Origin of the sequence: Thermoactinomyces sp. FSL K6-2592 (assembly GCF_038006465.1) — a bacterium.
Classification (GTDB): Bacteria; Bacillota; Bacilli; order Thermoactinomycetales; family Thermoactinomycetaceae; genus Thermoactinomyces; species Thermoactinomyces vulgaris.
The window spans coordinates 2,084,463-2,103,804 of the sequence record NZ_JBBOVH010000001.1 but is presented as its reverse complement, the minus strand read 5'-3'; the positions used below and the strand labels follow the sequence as shown (position 1 = coordinate 2,103,804).

The window sequence follows — 19,342 nt, the reverse complement described above, 5'->3', positions numbered from 1 at the left end:
TGAATGGAATTTAAATCATTTCGATGTGCTGTCCAACCAGGGCATGGACGGGATCCCGGCTGGTTCCCGGTACAGATCGTTTGCCAGGCGGTCCTTGATGCCGAGACGATTGGCATTTAAGTCTTTGTAACTGAAAAAAATGCTTCCTTTTGCAAACGCGTTTTGCCGGATCATTTTGATCTGGTTGGGGATTTCTTCCGGGTTGTCCCAGGCTTCGTTATCATTGCCGATCTTGTAGGCGGCATGTCCAATATATAAATGAGTGTTTCTTCCCGCCACTTCACCGGACCACCATGCAAGCAACTTGGCATAGTCGGCGGCCGGATGGCCGATGTTCCAGTAAATTTGCGGGGCGATGTAATCAAGCCATCCTTGCCGGATCCATGTGCGCGAATCGGCATAAACCGTGAAATAGCTTTCGGATCCGTTCGTGTCGGAGCCGGTCGGATCACTTGATTTGTTTTTCCAGATGCCAAACGGAGAGATGCCGAACTTCACACCCGGTTTTTCGCTTTTGATGGCCTGGCTGACGCGCTGGACGAGGGTGTTGACATTATGCCGCCGCCAGTCTCCTTTGTCCGGAAAATTTTGTCCGTAAGTTTGGTAGGTTTCATCATCCGGGAAGTCTTGTCCTTGCACAGGATACGGGTAAAAATAATCATCGAAATGAACGGCATCAATGTCATAATTGCGGACCACTTCCATGATGCTGTCCACAATATGATCTTGGACAGCGGGGATACCCGGATCGAACCAAAGTTTTCCCCCGTAAGAAACCACCCAATTCGGGTTTTTTCGCGCCGGGTGATCCGGAACCAGTTGATCCAGTCGGGTGTCCATGCTCACCCGGTAGGGATTGAACCAGGCATGAAACTCCAGATTTCGTGCATGGGCCTCTTCAATCATAAAGGCCAGCGGGTCATAGCCGGGGGATTTTCCTTGTTCCCCGGTCAGATATTTTGACCACGGATTCCATTGGGAGGGATAAAAAGCGTCCGCTGTCGGACGGATTTGCACCACCACCGCGTTTAACCCCATTTTTTTGGACTCTTCCAGAATCGTGATGAACTCGTTCTTTTGTTCTTCCGCACTCAGATATGGATTGGACGGCCAGTCGATGTTTGTGACACTGGCGATCCAAACCCCCCGGAATTCACTTTGACTGGAAGTGCGGGCTTCAGCCATCGGATACCATGTGAAAGCGATCATCAAAGATGAAAGCAATAACAGAACCAATCGCTTCACAATCCATCTCCTCTCAATTGTTTGATAATGTTTCGCAAATTTATTATATCAAAATATTTCGACGTCTCGTCTTGAAATCTCTGAAAGACAAAATAAAAAAAACAAGCGAGTGTCACGTTCGCTTGTCCAAAATCAATCCAATAAGCCTTTTTGCCCTCAGGGTGCTTATTTATTTCGGGTTTGATTCCAAACGGATCAAATCAAAGAGGGAAGATAAAGGTTTACCTGTGATTTGATCATGATAATCGGACGGAAAACCGTCAATGTTGATATGGAAGATTTGATCTTGCGTTTCCACTCGTTGTTTTTGCAGTTTCATGGAAGGCATGACCAAATGGGCAATATTTTTTTTGTCCAATTTAATGGAATGCGGTGTAAACCGAAACGTGTGGTACCGGGTGTACGTGTCCGGGTGATTCAGAAATAAAATGTATTTTTGGTTATTCTCCGGTTGGGTGTAAAGAGGATGGATGATTTCAATTTTTTGGTCATCATTGGTTTGCAGTTGAAGCTTGTGGGCAATGCCGACTTCGATGTTCTTTTGCTCCAGTTTTCCTTTGAGCACCCGATCGACTTGAAATTTGTACACTTGCACTTCATGATAGGTGTTTTCGGAAGGGAGTGCCGGATTTTTCGGATTCCGTGCCCCGTTTTCCACCCGGTCCATTCCCTTGTACTCGCCGAGGACGATGACGGGGGCTTGATCAATCATGGCCGGCAAATTGTTTGCCATAGCCAAATCGACATGCATGCCCATGTTCACTTCTTCTTTTTTGTCACCGGGCATACAGCCGGCAGCCAAGAGAAGAAAGACGGTTGTAAACAGAAAAGAGATTTTTTTCCACTTCAATGAAAATCCTCCTTTAAGCCAGGAAGTTTCACTCATATAAATTGTTTACCCCGTTGATGTCGTCGGTCTGCGGGGTATATGTATGAAACCGGTCACGTTCCGTATTCATCAGGGATGTCCAATTGGTATGCGCCAAACCGAGAATGTGCCCGATTTCATGGCCCAGGACGCTTTGCCCAAATTGGGAGTCGTTATTGGACTCATAGTATGTATTCATTTTTGCCACCCAGGAATTGATGCAGGAACCCACGCCGGTTTGCCAGTAAGAATAGCCAAAATAACCATCTGTGCTGGAGTAATAAGAATCGACCACTCCGGTTGCGGAGGAATCGCCTTGCACAAAACGGCGTTTGTCCTGTGCTTCATTCCAGCTTTGAATCGCTTTTTTGGAAGCTTCCTGATGTTCATTCGTGATGTGTCCGCCCCAGCGATAGTATACATAATAATAATCACATAATTTGTCACCCGTAAAGCTGTATGCGAAAGTCATGGAAGGAAATATCCACACACATAAAGGGGTGATGAGGAAGAGAATGAGTGCTTTCTTTTTCAACTTGTTTCCCTCCTAATGTGGAATGCCCAGCTGCTGTAATCATCTACTAAGTTATAATACTTTTATATTTTTGTCTAACGCATGTATTTTTTATCAAAAGTATTTCTATTAAAAGAAAACCCAGCCCTGAAGGACTGGCCATGGGAGGATTTGTTATTTTTTACAGTCGCAATCCGGGCATTTGCAATCCGGAGTTCCGCATTTGTCGCATTTCGAGAGGATGAGCGAAGGCATTGGCGCACCTCCTTCACGGAAAGTGGAAGTGAGATTGGAAGAGATTTGAGCGTTCTCTACCCAATTATATAATAATATTATTATATGTGTAAATATAATTTTTAGAAATATAAGAATAATATCTTGTGTTTTTTTAATATTGTTGGTTTATCCGTTTTTCAAGTCTTCCGCGGCCTGTTGGGGTGACCGGCTTTGTGCAATGGCGGAGATGACGGCGACCCCGTCTGCTCCTGCTTCCCGGACCTGCCGCGCATTTTGCCGGTTAATGCCGCCGATTCCCACAATGGGAAAGGTTTTCCCGACGACACGGCGGATGCGGGTAATCGTTTCAGGCCCGACGGGATGTCCGGCATCGGATTTGCTTTTTGTGGCAAACATGGGCCCGACGCCGATATAATCGGCTCCGTTTTGTACAGCTTCCAGTGCTTCGGTTTCGGTTTTGGCGGAAACCCCGAGAATCCGCTCTTTGCCGATCAACTTTCTGACATGGAAAGCAGGCAGGTCTTCCTGGCCGATGTGCACTCCGTCCGCTTCCAGGATGAGGGCCAAATCGACACGGTCATTAACAATAAAAGGAATTTGGTGTTTTTGGCAAATGGCGCGCAGGCGAAATCCCAAATCCACGACTTGGTGCATGTGAAGATCCGGATGTTTTTCCCGGAACTGAAAGCAAGTGATGCCGCCTTGAATAGCCTCCTCCAGAATGCTTTCCGGTGAACGGCCGGAGCAATCCTGGCTGCCCATGATGAAATAAACCGACAGAACGTCGCCAGACCATTTCATTGGTATTCCTCCTTCAGGCGGTGTGCAAAGTGGTTGGTTGGGCCGTTTCCTTTTCCGAGCATCAAAGGATTTCCGACTGCAGCAGTGATAAAATTCTTGGCTTGACGGACGGCTTCATGCAAAGACTCTCCTTTTGCCAAATAAGCGGTGATGGCTGCCGAAAAGGTGCAACCCGTTCCATGGGTGTTATTGGTCTTGAAGCGAGGCGATGAAAAGGAGACAAAGTCTTTTCCGTCATACAACAAATCGATCGCCTCTTCTTCTTTGCCGTGTCCACCCTTGATGATCACTGCTTTGGCGCCTTCATCCACCAATTTCCGGGCTGCTTGTTTCCGGTCTTCCCAGCCGGTGATCCGTTGGCCTGCAAGAATTTCCGCTTCATGCAAATTGGGAGTGACAAGGGTTGCCAGCGGCAATAATTTTTTCTTCATCGCCACCCGGGCGTCTTCGGTGAGCAGTTGGTGTCCGCTGGTGGAAACCATCACGGGGTCGATGACCAAGGGACCGATTTGGTGTTCTTTGACTTTGGCCGCAACCACTTCGATGATTTCCGCATTGGCGAGCATGCCAGTCTTGGCTGCATCCACTCCGAGGTCTGTGACAACGGAGTCGATCTGTTTGGCAACCAGATCGGGATCCACCACACCCACCTTTTGAACCCCGAGGGTGTTTTGGGCTGTGATGGCCGTAATTGAGCTCATCCCAAATACATAAAGCTCTTGAAATGTTTTTAAATCTGCTTGAATTCCGGCGCCCCCGCCGCTGTCGGAGCCGGCGATGGTGAGTGCGCGTGCAATCTGTTTCATGGTGCTTCTCCTTCTGTCCTGATCTTTCCCATCGCATTGTAACACAAGGGAAACAAAAGAATAAAGCTGCAAAACCTGCCGGAAAGAGGGAGGGTTGCCCGTCCAAGAAAACGGAATGAACTTTCTTTCTTTTTATTGTAAAATCGATGAGGGAGGTGACTTGATTTATGGCCAATGCGCATAAAAAAAAGAAAAAGACCCGGATGAGCACCATTACCATGGTGACGGTTTTGGTTGTTTTTATCGGATTGGGTGTTTTTGCCATCATCAATTCTTTCGCGGGGAAGGATAATCCCGGCGAAGAGACGGCCCGTGTGCTTCCGGTTGAATACGACGGCCAGCCGGCGATTGGCGATGACAATGCCCCTGTCAAGTTGATGGAGTTTGGCGATTATAAGTGCCCGGTGTGCAAAGTGTTTCATGACACCGTTTATCCCAAATTGAAAAAAGAATATATCGATACCGGCAAAGTGCAGATGTATTTCACCAATTACCAGTTTATCGGGGAAGATTCGATCACAGCGGGAATGGCCGGAGAAGCCGTCTATCAACAAGATCCCGCAGCTTATTGGAAGTTTTATGACGCCATTTACAACCATCAGAAAGATGAATCCGTGAAATGGGCCACTCCGGACTTTTTGGAACAATTGATTGAACAAAACATTCCCGAAGTGGATGCAAAAAAAGTGCGGGAAGACTTGGATAACAAAACGTATTTAAATGAAGTGACGGCAGACAACAACAAAGCAAAAAAATTAAACATTGAATCGGTGCCGGCGGTTTTCGTCAACGGAAAAAAAGTGGAAAATGCACTGGATTATGAAGCCCTCAAAAAAATGATCGACAGCGAGCTGGCAAACAAGGAGAAGTGAAGGATGCGTCTGGTGAGAACGTACGGGATTTATTTTGCTTGGCTCGTTTCACTCATCGCGACATTGGGAAGCCTCTATTTCAGTGAAATATTGGGATTTATTCCCTGTACGTTGTGTTGGGTGCAACGGATTTTGATGTATCCGCTGGTGATCCTTCTCGGCATTGCCTCCTACCGGAATGACCGGGGCATCATTCCTTATGTGTTGCCGCTTACCGTATTGGGGGCGGGCATTTCGCTTTTCCATTATCTCAAACAAAAAGTTCCGTTTCTCTCCGAAGTTGCTGCTTGTCGGGTTGGCGTTCCCTGTGAGCAAATGTATATCAATTGGTTTGGTTTCGTCACCATTCCATTTTTGGCCTTGGTGGCTTTTCTGCTCATCACCGGGTTCCTGTGGGGGGCACGGAACCATTTTGAGTAAATTAGGCTGTTTTTTTAGGGATTTGTCCATTTCTTTCCTGTCTTTTGATACATAAAGTAGTGAGAGATAGGCAAATGAAAGGAGACAGCCTATGAAACGGAAATTGGCGAGTGGTCCCTACGATCACTATGACGGTTTGGGATCGAAGTGGTTTTTGATCGCGATCCTGGTGATTCTGTTCATCCTCTTTGTTTGCTTTTGGGGATTCTACGGATTCGGCGGTTTTGGCGGATTCGGCGGATATGGCGGCGGTTTCTTCTGGTGAGGAACAATGCAGAAGCCTGCTCTTTTTTTAAAGAACAGGCTTTTTTTATTTTGGGGCATTATTGTTTGGAAAGGGATTCACGCAGGGTTTCAATCATTTCCTGGCGTTCTTCTTCCGTGCTGTTTTTCCAGATGACTTCAAATAAAACCCCCAGACCCGGAAGCAACTTTTCTTCACGTTGTTGAATGGAGTCAACAACCAATTCTTGCAGTTCTTCTTCATTCATGTTATGAATGTTGTGAATCACTGCACCACGGATGTCAAAATTCATGTGTATAATCCTCCTTTTTGAATATAGATTGTGCGGATTATGGAACATTATCCAACAATGGATGAAAAAGTTGCGGCGCCAGCTTTTATGGGAGAAAGAGGTGGACAAACGATTGGAAATCAAAACTTTTGCTGTCATCGGGCTGGGGAGGTTTGGAGGGACGATGGCGCGCACTTTGCACGAGATGGGATACGAAGTTTTGGCCATCGATAAAGATGCTTCCCGTGTCCAAGAGATGTCGCAAATCGTCACCCATGCCGTCGAGGCGGACACCACCGATGAAAATGCACTCAAATCCTTGGGGATTCGCAATTTTGACGTGGTCATCGTGGCCATTGGAAACGATATTCAGTCAAGCATCTTAACGACTTTGCTGCTCAAAGAAATCGGCTGTAAACAGGTGGTGGTCAAAGCCATCAACGAATTGCATTGGAAGGTGTTGGACAAAATCGGGGCCGACCGGGTGGTCTTTCCGGAGAGAGACATGGGCGTTCGGGTGGTGCACAGTTTAATCTCCCCGAATATCCTGGATTATATTGAGTTATCCAATGACTACAGCATCATTGAAATTATCGCCCGGGACTTTTTTTCCGGGAAGACGTTGCAAGAATTGGATATCCGGGCCCGGTTTGGTTGCAACGTGATGGCCATCAAAAAGGGAAACACCTTTAACATTGCGCCTTCGGCCACCGATGCGATTCATGAAGGAGACGTTCTGGTCGTGATCGGACACAACAAAGATTTGCAAAAATTACAGGAGCATGCCAAATGAAAAAGATGGAACGGATTACATCTTCGGAAAACCGACAGTGGAAACAATGGAAAAAGCTGAAAACCAAAAAAGGAAGAAAGCAGCAAGACGCATTACTGATCGAAGGGGAACATTTGCTTGAAGAAGCGTTGCGGGCAAAAATGGCTTTTCAAGCCGTGATTTTTTCCGAAGCTGCGAAGGACAAAACGGCAGATTGGTTGAAAAAGATCCCTGAGAATGTTCCGGTGTTTGAATTGCCTTCGTCTTTGTTTCAACAGCTGGCAGAGACCACGACTCCCCAGGGAATCATGGCGGTGGTCCGTTGCCCCCGTTGGTCGCTGGATGAAGTGTGGAAACAAACCAAAGGCGGGAACACTTTCTTGCTTTTGGATTCCATTCAGGATCCGGGAAACTTGGGCACATTGATCCGGACTGCCAAAGCAACGGGCATGGACGGGATCTTTTTGGGCAAAGGGACCGTGGATCCTTTCAATGGCAAAGTGATCCGGGCTTCGATGGGGGCCATTTTCAAAGTGCCGTTATGGCAGGAAGATTTAAGTGCGGTCATCCCCGTTTTAAAGGATCGGAACGTGACGGTTGTGAACGCTTCTCCGCATGCAACCCGCTCTTATTTTCATTATCCGTTTCCGTCCCGGGTTGCCATCTTGTTGGGAAATGAAGGGCGGGGGGTGGATCGCCGCTTGGAGGAATTTGTGGATGACCATGTGACCATCCCCATGCCCGGCGGAACGGAATCACTGAATGTTTCCGTCACCGGCGCTTTACTCATGTATGAACGAATTCGCGAAGGCTCCTTGCGGGGAAATGGAGAGTTCGATTATAATATAAAATAATTTTTCCGCAGAAAAATCATATCCATAAACGGCTGTGAAGGAGACAAGTAGGCAGTACGACCTTTCAGGGAGGAAATGCCGTGACTGAAAGCATTTCTAAGGAACCGGCTGTTGAAATTCACTCCGGAGCTGACCCCTGAACGATGGAGTAGGGGGGACCGGTTGATGACCGTTATTGCAAAGAAGCGGAGAAGGATGTTTCCTTCTCAAAAAAGGGTGGTACCGCGGATCTCTCGTCCCTTTGGGCGTGAGGTCTTTTTTGTTTATGGAATAATTTTCTATTTTATCTTTTCATTTGATACCATTTGTGGTGCCATTGACGACAGTTTTTACCGAAAGGAGATCGAACAATGCGTGAGCGATTGGAAGTCTTGAAAGAAGAGGCGACTTCGGTCATTCATCAGGCGCAAAGCTTGGATGAATTACGTGAATTGAAAGTGAGGTATCTCGGAAAAAAGGGCGAATTGACCGGAGTGCTCCGGGGCATGAAAGATCTTCCCCCCGAAGAGCGTCCGGTGATTGGAAGCATGGCCAATGAAGTCCGTGGATATCTGGAAGAGTTGATTGCGGGAAAAGAGAAAGAATTGGAAGAAGCGGTTCTTCAGGAACAAATCAACCGGGAAGTGATTGATGTTTCTTTGCCCGGGATCAAACCCGAACCGGGGACGTTGCATCCTTTGCAACTGATCATTGAACAAATGGAAGACATTTTTGTCGGAATGGGCTTTGAAATTGCGGAGGGCCCTGAAGTGGAAACTGATCAATTTAACTTTGAAATGTTGAACTTGCCGAAAGGGCATCCGGCCCGGGACATGCAGGACTCTTTTTACATCACTCCGGAAATTCTGCTTCGGACCCATACATCCGCGGTACAGGTTCGAACCCTTTTGGAAAAAGAAGGACGGGTTCCGGTGCGGATTATTGCTCCTGGAAAGGTGTACCGGCGCGATGACGACGATGCCACGCATTCGCATCAGTTTACGCAAATAGAGGGGCTTGTGGTGGACAGCGGGGTGTCCATGAGCGAATTAAACGGCGTGCTGTTGACCATTATCGAGAAAATGTTTGGCGAGGAAACCGAGATCCGTTTGCGTCCCAGCTACTTCCCGTTCACCGAACCGAGTGTCGAAGTGGACATTTATCATCCTGAAAAAGGGTGGGTTGAAATTTTGGGGGCCGGAATGGTTCATCCCTACGTGCTGGAAAAAGCGGGTTACAATCCGGAACGTTATTCCGGCTTTGCGTTTGGGATCGGTGTGGAACGGATTGCGATGTTGAAATATGACATTGACGACATTCGCCATTTCTACAACAACGATTTGCGTTTTTTGCGGCAATTTAAGAACGTCTGAAGAGGTGAATTGGAAGGATGTTAGTATCTTATGAATGGTTGTCTCAATATGTTGACCTGGAAGGAATTTCGCCGGAAGATATCGCGGAGGAGATGAACCGGACCGGGATTGAGGTGGAAGTCATTTACACCCGGGATCCGGGAGTAAACGGCGTGGTTGTCGGTGAAGTGTTGGCGGTGGAGCCCCATCCGGAAGCAGACCGGTTGAATATTTGCACGGTGAATGTGGGGAAAGGGCAACTGTTGCAAATTGTTTGCGGGGCCAAAAACGTGGCGGCAGGCCAACGGGTTCCGGTTGCTTTGATCGGTGCCAAACTGCCGGGCGGAGTCCATATTAAAAAAGCCAAACTGCGCGGCGTGGAATCGCACGGGATGATTTGCTCGGCCAAAGAACTGGGATTTCCCGACAAAGTGCTGATGAAGGAGCAAACCGAAGGGATTTTTGTATTGGAACCGGATGCTCCGGTCGGGATGGATATTAAAGAATACTTGAGCATGGATGACCAAGTGATTGAATTGCAGTTGACCCCGAACCGTTCCGATTGTTTGGGAATGTGGGGAGTGGCCCATGAAGTGGCGGCGATTTTTGACCGGGAATTGCGCCTGCCGGTCATCTCCGAACAAGTTCCGAGCGAAGCAGGAACCGGGGTGGAAGTTGTCGTAGAATCTGTTGAGGACTGTCCTTTTTATGCCGCGCAAGTGGTGGGCAATCTGGAAGTGGGACCCTCCCCGCAATGGATGCAAAACCGCTTGATTTCCGCCGGGATCCGGCCGATCAATAACATTGTCGACATTACCAACTATGTGATGTTGGAGACGGGACAGCCTTTGCATGCTTTTGATTTTGACAAAATCGCAAACGGCCAAATCCTGGTCCGTCGCGCCAACGATGGGGAAAAGATTGTGACGTTGGACGATGTGGAGCGTGAATGTGACCCCGAAATGTTGTTGGTGACGGACGGACAAGAGCCGCTGGCGGTTGCGGGCGTGATGGGGGGAGCTTCTTCGGAGGTAACGAAAGAAACCAAAACCGTATTGCTGGAGGCTGCGTTCTTCAACCCGCTGACCGTCCGCCAAACTTCCAAAAATCTGGGGCTCCGGTCGGAAGCGAGCACCCGTTTCGAAAAAGGGGTGGATCCGGAACAAATTCTTCCCGCGCTTTACCGGGCGGTACAATTGTTGCGCCAACTTTGCGGAGGGGTCGTTTCTTCGGATGCGTCTGTGCATAAGGCGGGAGATGTTGAAGAAGTCACTATTTCCCTGCGCCATGAACGACTTGTCAATTTGTTGGGCGTGCAAATCAGTCCGGATGAAGTCATGGACATCTTCCGTCGGCTGAGATTGCCGGCTGCATTTGAAAACGATGTTTACCAGGTGCAAATTCCGACGCGGCGGCCCGATCTCATGATGGAAGTGGATTTGGTCGAAGAAGTGGCCCGATTGTACGGCTATGACCGGATTCCCGCGACATTGCCCTGGGGCCAGCAATTGCCGGGCGCCCTGACAAAGGAACAAAAACTGCGCCGCGATGCCCGGCATATGTTGCGGGAACTCGGGTTAAACGAAGTGGTGACTTACAGTTTGACATCGGATGAGGCCGAGCAGGAAATCGCTTCGTTGTATGATCTTCAACCCATCCGTGTGGCCATGCCGATGAGTAAGGAACATGCGGTGCTGAGGACGACATTGTTGCCCCAATTGATCAAAGTGGCGGCATACAACGTCCATCGTGGAAATGAACGGGTTCAACTGTTTGAAGTGGGGAAAGTTTATTTGACGCAAGAAGAAACATTGACCGATTTGCCGGAAGAACGGCTGCAACTGACCGCGCTCATTGCCGGGCCGAAAGCCGCGTCCATCTGGAAAACCCCGCAAGTGGATGCGCAGAATTTTTATGAACTGAAAGGAATTTTGGAAAGCGTATTGGAACGGTTCGGAGTGCGGGATGCCGAGTATCAAGCGGCCGATTTGAACGGATTCCACCCGGGACGGACCGCACTGTGTGTGGTGGAGGATGAAGTGATCGGCGTATTGGGGCAACTGCATCCGAAATTGTCCAAGGAATATGATTTAAGTGAACCGGTTGTGCTCCAGCTGGATCTTGAAAAACTTCTTAAAAAGGATCTGCAAGTGATTTATGAACCGATTCCCCGCTATCCGGCCGTAACCCGTGACCTGGCCGTGACGGTGGATGAAAATGTGCCGGCCGGCCGGATCGAAGCAGGGATCCGGAAAGTGGCCGGAGAATTGCTTGAATCTGTAACCCTGTTTGATGTGTTTACCGGGGAGCAGATTGGGGAAGGTAAAAAAAGTGTGGCGTATTCTTTGGTTTTCCGGACGAATGAACGGACCTTGACCGATGAAGAAGTTCATCAAATCCATGAGCGAATTGTCCATTATCTGACCGAGCAATTTGGCGCACAGCTCAGACAATGAGCATGGATCAACGAGGAAACCTTCACAGTGTGAAGGAGGACGGTGCAGTGAGAAATAAATTAAGTGTGGAAATCTACGGAACCCAATATCAGCTGACGGGAAAAGCCAGTCCCAGCCATATGCGTCAGGTGGCAAGCCACGTCGATGAAAAAATGCGGCAAATCGCCGACAATAACCCGCGTTTGGACGTGGCCCGCCTGGCCGTCTTGTCGGCGGTCAATATTGCGGATGATTATTTAAAACTGAAACAGGAATACGATGAGATCATGCACTTGATTGAAGACGAAGAGCCATGAGGTGAAAAAACAGCATGAATGGTTTTGACATGATTGTCCTTCTTCTTCTTGCCGGTGCATTGATCCAAGGATACCGGCAGGGGTTTGTCATGCAAGTGACTTCGTTGCTCAGTTACATTTTGTCCCTCTGGATTGCTTTTCATTTTACCGATGAGCTCGCGCCGGTGCTGAGCAACTTGTGGAAACTGCCGGATTCCACGCAACAAGGATGGATGACATTGGTGCCGGTGGATAAAATGATCTACTCGGCAATGGCTTTCTTCATCCTGTTGATCGGTGCACGCTGGGTATTGTCCATCTTCGCATCCCTTTTGAATCAGGTGGCCAGCTTTCCCGTTCTTCATTCCATCAATAAAGCGGGAGGGGCCATCCTCGGGCTGGCCAAGGTGATGCTGATCACGTTTATTATGGTCAACGTGCTTGCGGTTCTTCCCTGGAGCACCGGGCAGGAAGCGGTGGAGGGGTCGAAAGTGGCTCATGCGATCACCGGCTGGACGCCGGATTTGACCCGGGAACTGGATCGGTTGTTTCAAGGAAAGGCATTATAATATGTTTAGTATGCAACAGCTGTCGGGGAGGGACGCCTGACAGCTGCTTTTTTTGAAAGAAGGCAGAACGGGAGGGAATGCTTTGAACAATAAACAGATTGCCGGCACCTTGCATGCGTTGGCTGATTACATGGAGATCAAAGGGGAAAATGTTTTTAAGGTAAACGCCTTCCGCCGGGCAGCGCGAACGATTGAAAACAGCCGTTTTCAGATTGCGGAGGCGTTGGATCGTTTGCCTGAACTTCCCGGAATCGGCAAAGGAACGGCGGAAGTGATCCGTGAAATTGTCGCCACCGGCACTTCCCGTTATCTGGAAGAATTAAAAGCCGAATTGCCCCCGGAATTGCCGTTGTTGCTGAAATTGCCCGGATTGGGGCCGAAATCCATCCATACGTTGTATCACAAACTTTCGGTTACCAATTTGGACGAGTTGAAACAAGCGGCAGAGAAAAAACAAATCCAAACCCTTGCGGGATTCGGATCCAAAAAAGAAAAAAAGATCCTGGAAGCCATCGAACAATTTCAAAAGCGGCCCGAGCGTTTTCTGCTGCATGAAGCCATGGCGGTGGCCGCCGTCATCCAACAACGTTTGCAAGCCATTCCCGGGGTGGAGAAGGTGGAATTGGCCGGCAGCATCCGACGGTTTAAGGAAACGATCAAAGACATTGATTTTGTTTTGGCGACGAACCAACCCGCCGAAGTGGCGGAGCGGATTGCACAATTGCCTGAAGTGACACAAGTTGTCGGGCAAGGGGAAACCAAAGTCAGTATTGTCGTGGATACAGAAGGCCTGGTGATGGGAGTCGACGTGCGCCTGGTGTCCCCGGACCAATTTGGCAGTGCCCTCAGTCACTTCACCGGATCGAAAGAATTTAACATCCGCATCCGTCAGCGGGCGAAACAATATGGTTGGAAAGTGAGCGAATACGGCATTTATGATGCCGAAACCGGCCAAACGGCAAAATTTGAAAAGGAATCCGATTTTTTTACCCACCTGCATCTTCCTTTCATTCCGCCGGAGTTGCGCGAAGATCGCGGGGAAATGGAAAGAGCGGATCAGTCCTTGCTCCCTTCGCTCATCCGATTGGAGGATTATCGCGGGGATTTACATGCGCACACCCTGTACAGCGACGGGGCGCATTCCATTAAAGACATGGCACTGGCTGCCAAAGCCAAAGGGTACGAATACATGGCGGTGACGGATCATTCCCGGTCTTTGAAGGTTGCCGGCGGTTTGACAGTGGATGAAGTGTATGAGCAATGGGAGGAAATCGACCGGCTGAACCGGGAGGGATTGGGAATTCAGATTTTAAAAGGGGCGGAAGTCGACATCCTGGCAGACGGAACCCTGGATTATCCGGATGATTTGCTGAAACAGATGGATCTGGTGATTGCATCGGTGCACACACAATTCCGGCAGGATGAAGCGACCATGACCCGCCGCATCATCCAGGCGATGGAAAATCCTTATGTCAATATCATTGCGCATCCGACCGGACGGTTGTTACTGCGGAGGGATGCTTATGACGTGGATGTGGACCGGTTGTTTCAAGCCGCCCGGGAGACCGGCACCATTTTGGAGTTAAACGCCAATCCGCATCGCTTGGATTTAAATGACCGGTTGTTAAAGAAAGCCAAAGAAGAATACGGATTAAAATTTACGATCAACACTGATGCGCACGCCACCGCGGAGTATGATTCCATCATTTACGGAATTGCCACCGCCCGCCGGGGTTGGTTGGAAAAAGAAGATGTCATCAATGCATACCCGTTGGACCGGTTGAAAGCCGTGCTTAACAAGAATTAACGGCCGGACGTGATTCGTCAACCGGATTTTTTCGTTGAAAGCCGGACGGAAAAGATCCGGCTTTTTTTGTTTTGTGGATGTGGATGGAATCTGCATGATTTTGAACGGGACTTGGCATAATAACCAGTAAATATCAACCAGAAAAAGGGTTGTGAGCTTGTATGGTCAATCGTGTAACTTTGAAATGGTTTGCGTCTTGCTTGATCGTCAGTCTCTGTGTGAGTGCATGGTTGGCTCCGGTTTTTGCGGCGGATCAACAAAAGATTTCAGCGTCGTCGGTAACAGCATTTGGTGACACCATTCTCAAAAAAGGTGCCAGAGGCGGCGATGTTTATGAATTGCAGGGACGTTTAAAACTTTTGGGGTTTTACACCGGAGATGTGGATGGAGTATTTGGCCATCGCACTTATTTGGCCGTCCGGTTGTTCCAATATGAATTCGGCTTGAAGATTGACGGAGTGGTCGGTCCGAAGACAAAATTGAAACTTTGGCAATCGACAAAGCATTGGCGACCGGAAATGACCAATAAGAAAGGACCGGTGCTAAAACGCGGGAACCGGGGCGGCGGTGTCTGGGAGTTGCAGGGACGTCTCAAGCATATCGGTTTTTACACCGGAAAATGGGATGGCAATTTTGGAGAAAGAACGTATCGCGCCGTCCGGTTGTTCCAATATGAATTCGGCCTGAAAGTGGATGGCGTGGCGGGACCGAAGACAATGCAAAAACTCAGGAAAGCAACCAAAAATTACGCCCCCGAAACCAAGTGGCAACAGCCGCAAGAGAGCAAGCAGGTTTCCATTCCAAAAAGCAGTTACGGTTTGTCAGAAAATGATATTCATCTGTTGGCGCAAGCCGTTTATGCGGAAGGGCGGGGCGAATCTTACATCGGACAGGTTGCCATTGCCGCGGTGATCTTGAACCGGCTGGAAAGCAGAGAATTTCCGGATACCATTTCCGGGATTATCTTTCAACCTTTGGCATTTGAAGCGGTGGCCGACGGGCAAATCTGGATGCAGCCGGATGAAACGGCCAAAAAAGCAGTCAGGGATGCTTTAAATGGTTGGGATCCGACCGGAGGCGCATTGTATTACTTCAACCCGGAACGGGCAACTTCCAAATGGATTTGGAACCGTCCGCAAATCAAAAAAATCGGGAAACATATTTTCACACGCTGAAAAACCATCGGGCTGATTTCGATCGGCTCGATGGTTTTTCGTTAACAGGAAATGCTATAATAAAGAATGATTTTGAAAAGAAAGAGGAGTTGTCCGGCGTGGAGCAGTGGACGCTGAAATCGTTGGAATATGACCAAGTTAAAGAGATGGTGAAAAGCGAGGCCGCAACGGTCTTGGGAAAAGAGAAAGTCAGCCAATTAACCCCTTCCGGCCAAAGGGATCAGGTGAAACACCGCCTGCAAGCCACACAAGAAGGCATGGACTTGATCCGGCTGAAAGGGGACCTTCCGCTGGGAGGGGTCCGGGATATACGCGCAGCGGTCCGGCGGGCTGAAAAGAGCGGTGTCTTGACCGAATCGGAATGTCTGGACATCGCCGGTACCATTTCGGCCGGACGCAAGGTGAAGTCCTTTTTGCGGCAAGTGGAAGATGAAGAGGCGCCGCTTCCCATTCTGCGTGGTTTGACCGAGCAGGTTGAAAGTTTGGAATGGGTCGAAGAAGAAATCCTGAAAAGCATTGATGAACAGGGAGTTGTCAAAGACCAGGCCAGTCCCGGATTGGGGAAAATCCGGAGCCGCATCGGGGAAGCGAAAAAGCAAATTCAACAAACATTACAAGAAATCTTGCGCAATCCGCATTATACGAAGATGATGCAGGAAGCCATCATCACCCAGCGGTTCGACCGGTATGTCATCCCCGTCAAGCAGGAGTACCGTTCCCGGTTCCCGGGAATTGTCCATGACCAATCCTCATCGGGGGCGACGTTATTTATCGAACCGGAAGCGGTGGTGTCATGGAACAACCGGTTGCGTCAGCTCGAGTTGCAAGAGAAACAGGAAGTTGAAAAAGTATTGAAAAAGCTGACGGAGAAAATTGCCCCCGAAGTGGAGAGCTTAAAAAGAAATCTGGAAATTTTGGCCAGCCTGGATTGTATCATGGCTTGTGCCCGGTTCGGATATCGGGTGAAGGGAATTTGCCCGGAGATTTCCGAATCGTTACTGCACCTGAAAAAAGCCCGCCATCCCTTGATTAAAGGAGAAGATGTGGTTCCCATCGAAGTTTCGATCGGGGATGATTACCATGCCATTATTATTACCGGCCCCAACACCGGAGGAAAAACGGTGACACTGAAAACGGTCGGTTTGTTTGCTTTAATGACACAATCCGGAATTCCCGTTCCCGCTGAAGAAGACAGCATCATGCCGGTGTTTGGCGGGGTGTATGCCGATATCGGGGATGAACAGAGCATTGAACAAAATTTGAGTACCTTTTCCGGACACCTCACCAAGATTATCCGCATTTTAAAACAGGTGGATGAAAAAAGCCTTGTATTGTTCGATGAATTGGGCGCAGGAACCGACCCGACAGAAGGGGCGGCGCTGGCCATTTCCATTTTGGAATATGTGATCCAAAAAGGGTCGTTTGTCATGGCGACCACCCACTACAGTGAATTAAAACTGTTTGCCCATCATCATCCGAAAACCGTCAATGCCAGCATGGAATTTGATGTGGAGACATTGAAACCGACCTACCGCTTGTTGATCGGGGTTCCCGGCCGCAGCAACGCGTTTAACATCTCCCGCCGTTTGGGATTGCCGGAAGAAATCATTGAGCGGGCCAAAGCACATCTGTCCAGTGATGAAAAAAGCTTGGAAGAAATGATTTCTTCTTTGACCACTGAGCAGAAGCTGGCTCGGGAAAAGCACAAGGAAGCGGATGCATTGCAGAAAGAAGCAGAAGCTTTGTATGCGGATATCCGGGAAAAATGGGAACAGTTTGAGGAAGAAAAAGCCGCTCTCAAGGAAAAAGCGCGTCGAGAGGCGCAAAGGATCATTGCCGATGCCGAGCGAGAAGCGGAAGAGGTCTTGAAGCAATTGCGGGCATGGGCCAAAGCCCGGCCGGGGGATTTAAAAGAGCATGAATTGAATGAAGCAAAAGCCAGGCTGAAAAATGCCATGCCGGATTGGGAATTGCCGCAAAAGCCGAGGAAAAACACCGGCAAAGCCGAGAAACTGAACGTGGGGGATGAAGTTCGCGTTTTGTCTGTGAATCAGAACGGAACCATCACCGAGGATATGGGCGACGGATATTATCAAGTGCAAGTCGGCTTTTTGAAGATGAAAATGCATCGAGACCAGCTGGAAAAGCGTTCTTCGCCAAAACCGGCTGACGTGAAAATAAAGCCGACGGTCAACCGGATGTCTGCCAATGTGAAACCCGAGTGCGATTTGCGGGGCAAGCTGGTGGAAGAGGCATTGCTGGAAATCGACAATTATTTGGATAAAGCCCTGTTGGCGGGCTATAAAGAAATTCATCTCATTCACGGCAAGGGGACAGGTGCACTTCGCCAAGGAGTGCAAAAGTTTTTGCGCAGCCACCGGCATGTGAAAAGTTTTCGTTTGGGCAACCATAATGAAGGCGGATCCGGCGTGACGGTGGTCGAATTGAAGTAAAGATTGCATATGGAGGAAACCGATGAAACACTTGCCATGGATCTTGGGAACCATTTCTTTGCTTTTTTTCATAGCAGGGGTTATTTTCTTTATGTTTTATGCATGAAAAGAAGGAGGGAATCCCCTCCTTCTTTATTAATAATTGACGGCTTTGTAAGCATTGATTCTTCCGTGTTGGAAGTAAGTTCCGGTGCCGCTGATTTTATCGGCTGTATTTTCAATGGCAGCCCGGATTTGCGAGTTGCTGCGGCCCTGGCTGGCCAACAAAGCGGCAAGTCCTGCCACATGCGGTGTGGCCATGGAGGTTCCGCTCAAGGATGCATAACTGCTGTTGAGGTAGGTGGAGTAGATGTTGGAACCCGGAGCGGCTACATCCACCCAGCTTCCGTAGTTGGAGAAGTAAGACAGGCTGTCATTGGAATCGGTGGAAGCGACAGCAATGGCTTGAGAGTAATAAGCCGGATAGTTGGGAGTGGAGCTGCTGCTGTTTCCTGCAGCGGCAACGACGACAGCTCCGCTGTTCCAAGCTTGTTGAACGGCGCTTTGCAAGGCCGAGCTTCCGGAAGTGCCACCCAAGCTCAAGCTGATGACATCTGCCCCGTTTTGGGCGGCATAAGCGATTCCGTTGGCAACGGCTGCCATGGTTCCGCTTCCGCTGTTATTCAGCACGCGAACCGGCATGATGGAGGCGTTGGGAGCCATTCCTGCAATTCCCGTTCCGTTATTGGTCACGGCAGCGGCAATTCCTGCGCAGTGGGTTCCATGTCCGTTCCCGTCTTGGGGATTGCTGTCGTTATCGACAAAGTCATACCCTTGGACGATTTTTCCCTGCAAATCCGGATGATTGGTTTGGACTCCGGTGTCCACGATGGCAATCACCGTGCTGCTGCTGCTGCGGGTGACATCCCAAGCTTGGGGAGCTTGGACTTTTTGCGGTCCCCATTGGCGACTGGTAAGGTCATTGGGTGTCCACATGATGTGAACGTAATGGTTGGGTTCAACATATTCCACATTGGGATTGTTTTTGTATTTTTCGATCATTTTTTCAACCGAACCATCAAACTTAACCACTTCAAAACCCAAATATTTGGATTTTTCGATCGACTTGGCCCCGTATTGTGCGTGAATCGATTGGGTGGATTGGGCGGAGATGCCATCTTTAAACTTCACAATCAACTCACCCGGCACATAGTCATCGGTTGAGGCAGGGCTGGCGGCAAACATGGTTCCGGGCACTGCAAGAAGGACAACCAATAACAGTGCCGTGGCAACACTCAGGAAACGTTTCATTTTTTCTCCTCCTGTTTCTTGATGAGATCCCCTTATCTGATTTTTCAGCAAAACAACAAAACAAAAAGGTAAGTGGTGGCAA

Annotated in this window: 19 protein-coding genes and 1 other annotated feature; of the genes, 12 read left to right on the top strand and 7 right to left on the bottom strand. The window is 49.0% G+C overall.

Features of this window, described 5'->3' with window-relative positions; translation table 11 throughout:
* Positions 1 to 15: 15 nt before the first annotated feature.
* The 5 genes from NYE37_RS10935 to thiD all read right to left on the bottom strand — a co-directional run bounded on the left by NYE37_RS10935 (position 16) and on the right by thiD (position 4,471).
* Positions 16 to 1,245: a glycoside hydrolase family 10 protein gene (locus tag NYE37_RS10935; RefSeq protein ID WP_374057892.1), complete on the bottom strand. Its 1,230-nt coding sequence runs from the start codon at positions 1,243 to 1,245 to the stop codon at positions 16 to 18.
* 169 nt (positions 1,246 to 1,414) lie between these two features.
* On the bottom strand, positions 1,415 to 2,095 hold the full coding sequence (locus NYE37_RS10930) for a hypothetical protein (RefSeq protein WP_037993398.1): 681 nt from the start codon (positions 2,093 to 2,095) through the stop codon (positions 1,415 to 1,417).
* A gap of 28 nt (positions 2,096 to 2,123) precedes the next feature.
* Entirely contained in the window at positions 2,124 to 2,648 is a 525-nt protein-coding gene (locus NYE37_RS10925; protein ID WP_037993397.1) for a matrixin family metalloprotease, read from the bottom strand.
* A 381-nt stretch (positions 2,649 to 3,029) separates the two neighbouring features.
* The gene (gene thiE, locus NYE37_RS10920; protein WP_037993394.1) at positions 3,030 to 3,665 is read right to left on the bottom strand and encodes a thiamine phosphate synthase; all 636 of its coding nucleotides are present in this window, start codon (positions 3,663 to 3,665) and stop codon (positions 3,030 to 3,032) included.
* Positions 3,662 to 4,471, bottom strand: a complete 810-nt coding sequence (gene thiD / locus NYE37_RS10915) for a bifunctional hydroxymethylpyrimidine kinase/phosphomethylpyrimidine kinase (protein WP_049719799.1) — start codon at positions 4,469 to 4,471, stop codon at positions 3,662 to 3,664. Before thiD ends, thiE begins: the two co-directional genes overlap by 4 nt.
* Positions 4,472 to 4,638: 167 nt before the next feature.
* On the opposite strand from thiD, the gene NYE37_RS10910 reads away from it, so the two are divergent.
* The 3 genes from NYE37_RS10910 (at position 4,639) to NYE37_RS10900 (ending at position 6,028) form a co-directional block, all read left to right on the top strand.
* Positions 4,639 to 5,343 carry a DsbA family protein gene (locus NYE37_RS10910; protein ID WP_082240556.1) on the top strand — a complete coding sequence of 235 codons (705 nt, stop codon included), beginning with the start codon at positions 4,639 to 4,641 and terminating at the stop codon, positions 5,341 to 5,343.
* A gap of 3 nt (positions 5,344 to 5,346) precedes the next feature.
* The gene (locus NYE37_RS10905; RefSeq protein ID WP_037993390.1) at positions 5,347 to 5,763 is read left to right on the top strand and encodes a disulfide oxidoreductase; all 417 of its coding nucleotides are present in this window, start codon (positions 5,347 to 5,349) and stop codon (positions 5,761 to 5,763) included.
* A 91-nt stretch (positions 5,764 to 5,854) separates the two neighbouring features.
* Positions 5,855 to 6,028, top strand: a complete 174-nt coding sequence (locus tag NYE37_RS10900; protein ID WP_231564556.1) for a hypothetical protein — start codon at positions 5,855 to 5,857, stop codon at positions 6,026 to 6,028.
* Between the two features lie 58 nt (positions 6,029 to 6,086).
* Here NYE37_RS10900 and sspI read toward each other — a convergent pair whose 3' ends face one another.
* Entirely contained in the window at positions 6,087 to 6,299 is a 213-nt protein-coding gene (gene sspI, locus NYE37_RS10895) for a small acid-soluble spore protein SspI (protein ID WP_037993387.1), read from the bottom strand.
* A 61-nt stretch (positions 6,300 to 6,360) separates the two neighbouring features.
* Between sspI and NYE37_RS10890 the strand changes: the two genes are divergently transcribed.
* The 9 genes from NYE37_RS10890 (at position 6,361) to NYE37_RS10845 (ending at position 17,970) form a co-directional block, all read left to right on the top strand.
* Positions 6,361 to 7,071 (top strand): potassium channel family protein, encoded by a 711-nt coding sequence (locus tag NYE37_RS10890; protein WP_049720019.1) that lies wholly within the window; start codon positions 6,361 to 6,363, stop codon positions 7,069 to 7,071.
* Entirely contained in the window at positions 7,068 to 7,904 is an 837-nt protein-coding gene (locus NYE37_RS10885; RefSeq protein WP_052186612.1) for a TrmH family RNA methyltransferase, read from the top strand. Before NYE37_RS10890 ends, NYE37_RS10885 begins: the two co-directional genes overlap by 4 nt.
* Before the next feature lie 25 nt (positions 7,905 to 7,929).
* Positions 7,930 to 8,148, top strand: a binding site (T-box leader).
* 106 nt (positions 8,149 to 8,254) lie between these two features.
* A complete protein-coding gene (gene pheS / locus NYE37_RS10880) occupies positions 8,255 to 9,256 on the top strand; it encodes a phenylalanine--tRNA ligase subunit alpha (RefSeq protein WP_037993383.1) in 1,002 nt (333 codons plus the stop codon).
* Positions 9,257 to 9,273: 17 nt separating this feature from the next.
* Positions 9,274 to 11,691 (top strand): phenylalanine--tRNA ligase subunit beta, encoded by a 2,418-nt coding sequence (pheT, locus tag NYE37_RS10875; RefSeq protein WP_340712023.1) that lies wholly within the window; start codon positions 9,274 to 9,276, stop codon positions 11,689 to 11,691.
* 2 nt (positions 11,692 to 11,693) lie between these two features.
* The gene (gene zapA, locus NYE37_RS10870) at positions 11,694 to 11,987 is read left to right on the top strand and encodes a cell division protein ZapA (protein ID WP_181732020.1); all 294 of its coding nucleotides are present in this window, start codon (positions 11,694 to 11,696) and stop codon (positions 11,985 to 11,987) included.
* A 14-nt stretch (positions 11,988 to 12,001) separates the two neighbouring features.
* Positions 12,002 to 12,535, top strand: coding sequence for a CvpA family protein (locus NYE37_RS10865; RefSeq protein WP_037993373.1), 534 nt, complete (start codon positions 12,002 to 12,004; stop codon positions 12,533 to 12,535).
* Positions 12,536 to 12,617: 82 nt separating this feature from the next.
* On the top strand, positions 12,618 to 14,342 hold the full coding sequence (gene polX / locus NYE37_RS10860; protein WP_340712022.1) for a DNA polymerase/3'-5' exonuclease PolX: 1,725 nt from the start codon (positions 12,618 to 12,620) through the stop codon (positions 14,340 to 14,342).
* A 161-nt stretch (positions 14,343 to 14,503) separates the two neighbouring features.
* Positions 14,504 to 15,517 (top strand): spore cortex-lytic enzyme, encoded by a 1,014-nt coding sequence (sleB, locus tag NYE37_RS14035; RefSeq protein ID WP_445330304.1) that lies wholly within the window; start codon positions 14,504 to 14,506, stop codon positions 15,515 to 15,517.
* A gap of 98 nt (positions 15,518 to 15,615) precedes the next feature.
* Positions 15,616 to 17,970 carry an endonuclease MutS2 gene (locus NYE37_RS10845; RefSeq protein WP_340712021.1) on the top strand — a complete coding sequence of 785 codons (2,355 nt, stop codon included), beginning with the start codon at positions 15,616 to 15,618 and terminating at the stop codon, positions 17,968 to 17,970.
* Positions 17,971 to 18,105: 135 nt separating this feature from the next.
* Here NYE37_RS10845 and NYE37_RS10840 read toward each other — a convergent pair whose 3' ends face one another.
* Entirely contained in the window at positions 18,106 to 19,194 is a 1,089-nt protein-coding gene (locus NYE37_RS10840) for a S8 family serine peptidase (protein WP_231564558.1), read from the bottom strand.
* Positions 19,195 to 19,342 lie beyond the last annotated feature (148 nt).

Excerpts from the sequence above, each read along its gene's own strand:
- pheT (WP_340712023.1), top strand. The coding sequence starts at position 9,274 with ATGTTAGTATCTTATGAATGGTTGTCTCAATATGTTGACCTGGAAGGA.
- NYE37_RS10910 (WP_082240556.1), top strand. The coding sequence starts at position 4,639 with ATGGCCAATGCGCATAAAAAAAAGAAAAAGACCCGGATGAGCACCATT.
- NYE37_RS10865 (WP_037993373.1), top strand. The coding sequence starts at position 12,002 with ATGAATGGTTTTGACATGATTGTCCTTCTTCTTCTTGCCGGTGCATTG.
- pheS (WP_037993383.1), top strand. The coding sequence starts at position 8,255 with ATGCGTGAGCGATTGGAAGTCTTGAAAGAAGAGGCGACTTCGGTCATT.
- sspI (WP_037993387.1), bottom strand. The coding sequence starts at position 6,299 with ATGAATTTTGACATCCGTGGTGCAGTGATTCACAACATTCATAACATG.
- thiD (WP_049719799.1), bottom strand. The coding sequence starts at position 4,471 with ATGAAACAGATTGCACGCGCACTCACCATCGCCGGCTCCGACAGCGGC.
- NYE37_RS10905 (WP_037993390.1), top strand. The coding sequence starts at position 5,347 with ATGCGTCTGGTGAGAACGTACGGGATTTATTTTGCTTGGCTCGTTTCA.
- thiE (WP_037993394.1), bottom strand. The coding sequence starts at position 3,665 with ATGAAATGGTCTGGCGACGTTCTGTCGGTTTATTTCATCATGGGCAGC.
- NYE37_RS10885 (WP_052186612.1), top strand. The coding sequence starts at position 7,068 with ATGAAAAAGATGGAACGGATTACATCTTCGGAAAACCGACAGTGGAAA.
- NYE37_RS10900 (WP_231564556.1), top strand. The coding sequence starts at position 5,855 with ATGAAACGGAAATTGGCGAGTGGTCCCTACGATCACTATGACGGTTTG.
- zapA (WP_181732020.1), top strand. The coding sequence starts at position 11,694 with ATGGATCAACGAGGAAACCTTCACAGTGTGAAGGAGGACGGTGCAGTG.
- sleB (WP_445330304.1), top strand. The coding sequence starts at position 14,504 with ATGGTCAATCGTGTAACTTTGAAATGGTTTGCGTCTTGCTTGATCGTC.
- NYE37_RS10840 (WP_231564558.1), bottom strand. The coding sequence starts at position 19,194 with ATGTTTGCCGCCAGCCCTGCCTCAACCGATGACTATGTGCCGGGTGAG.
- NYE37_RS10890 (WP_049720019.1), top strand. The coding sequence starts at position 6,361 with ATGAAAAAGTTGCGGCGCCAGCTTTTATGGGAGAAAGAGGTGGACAAA.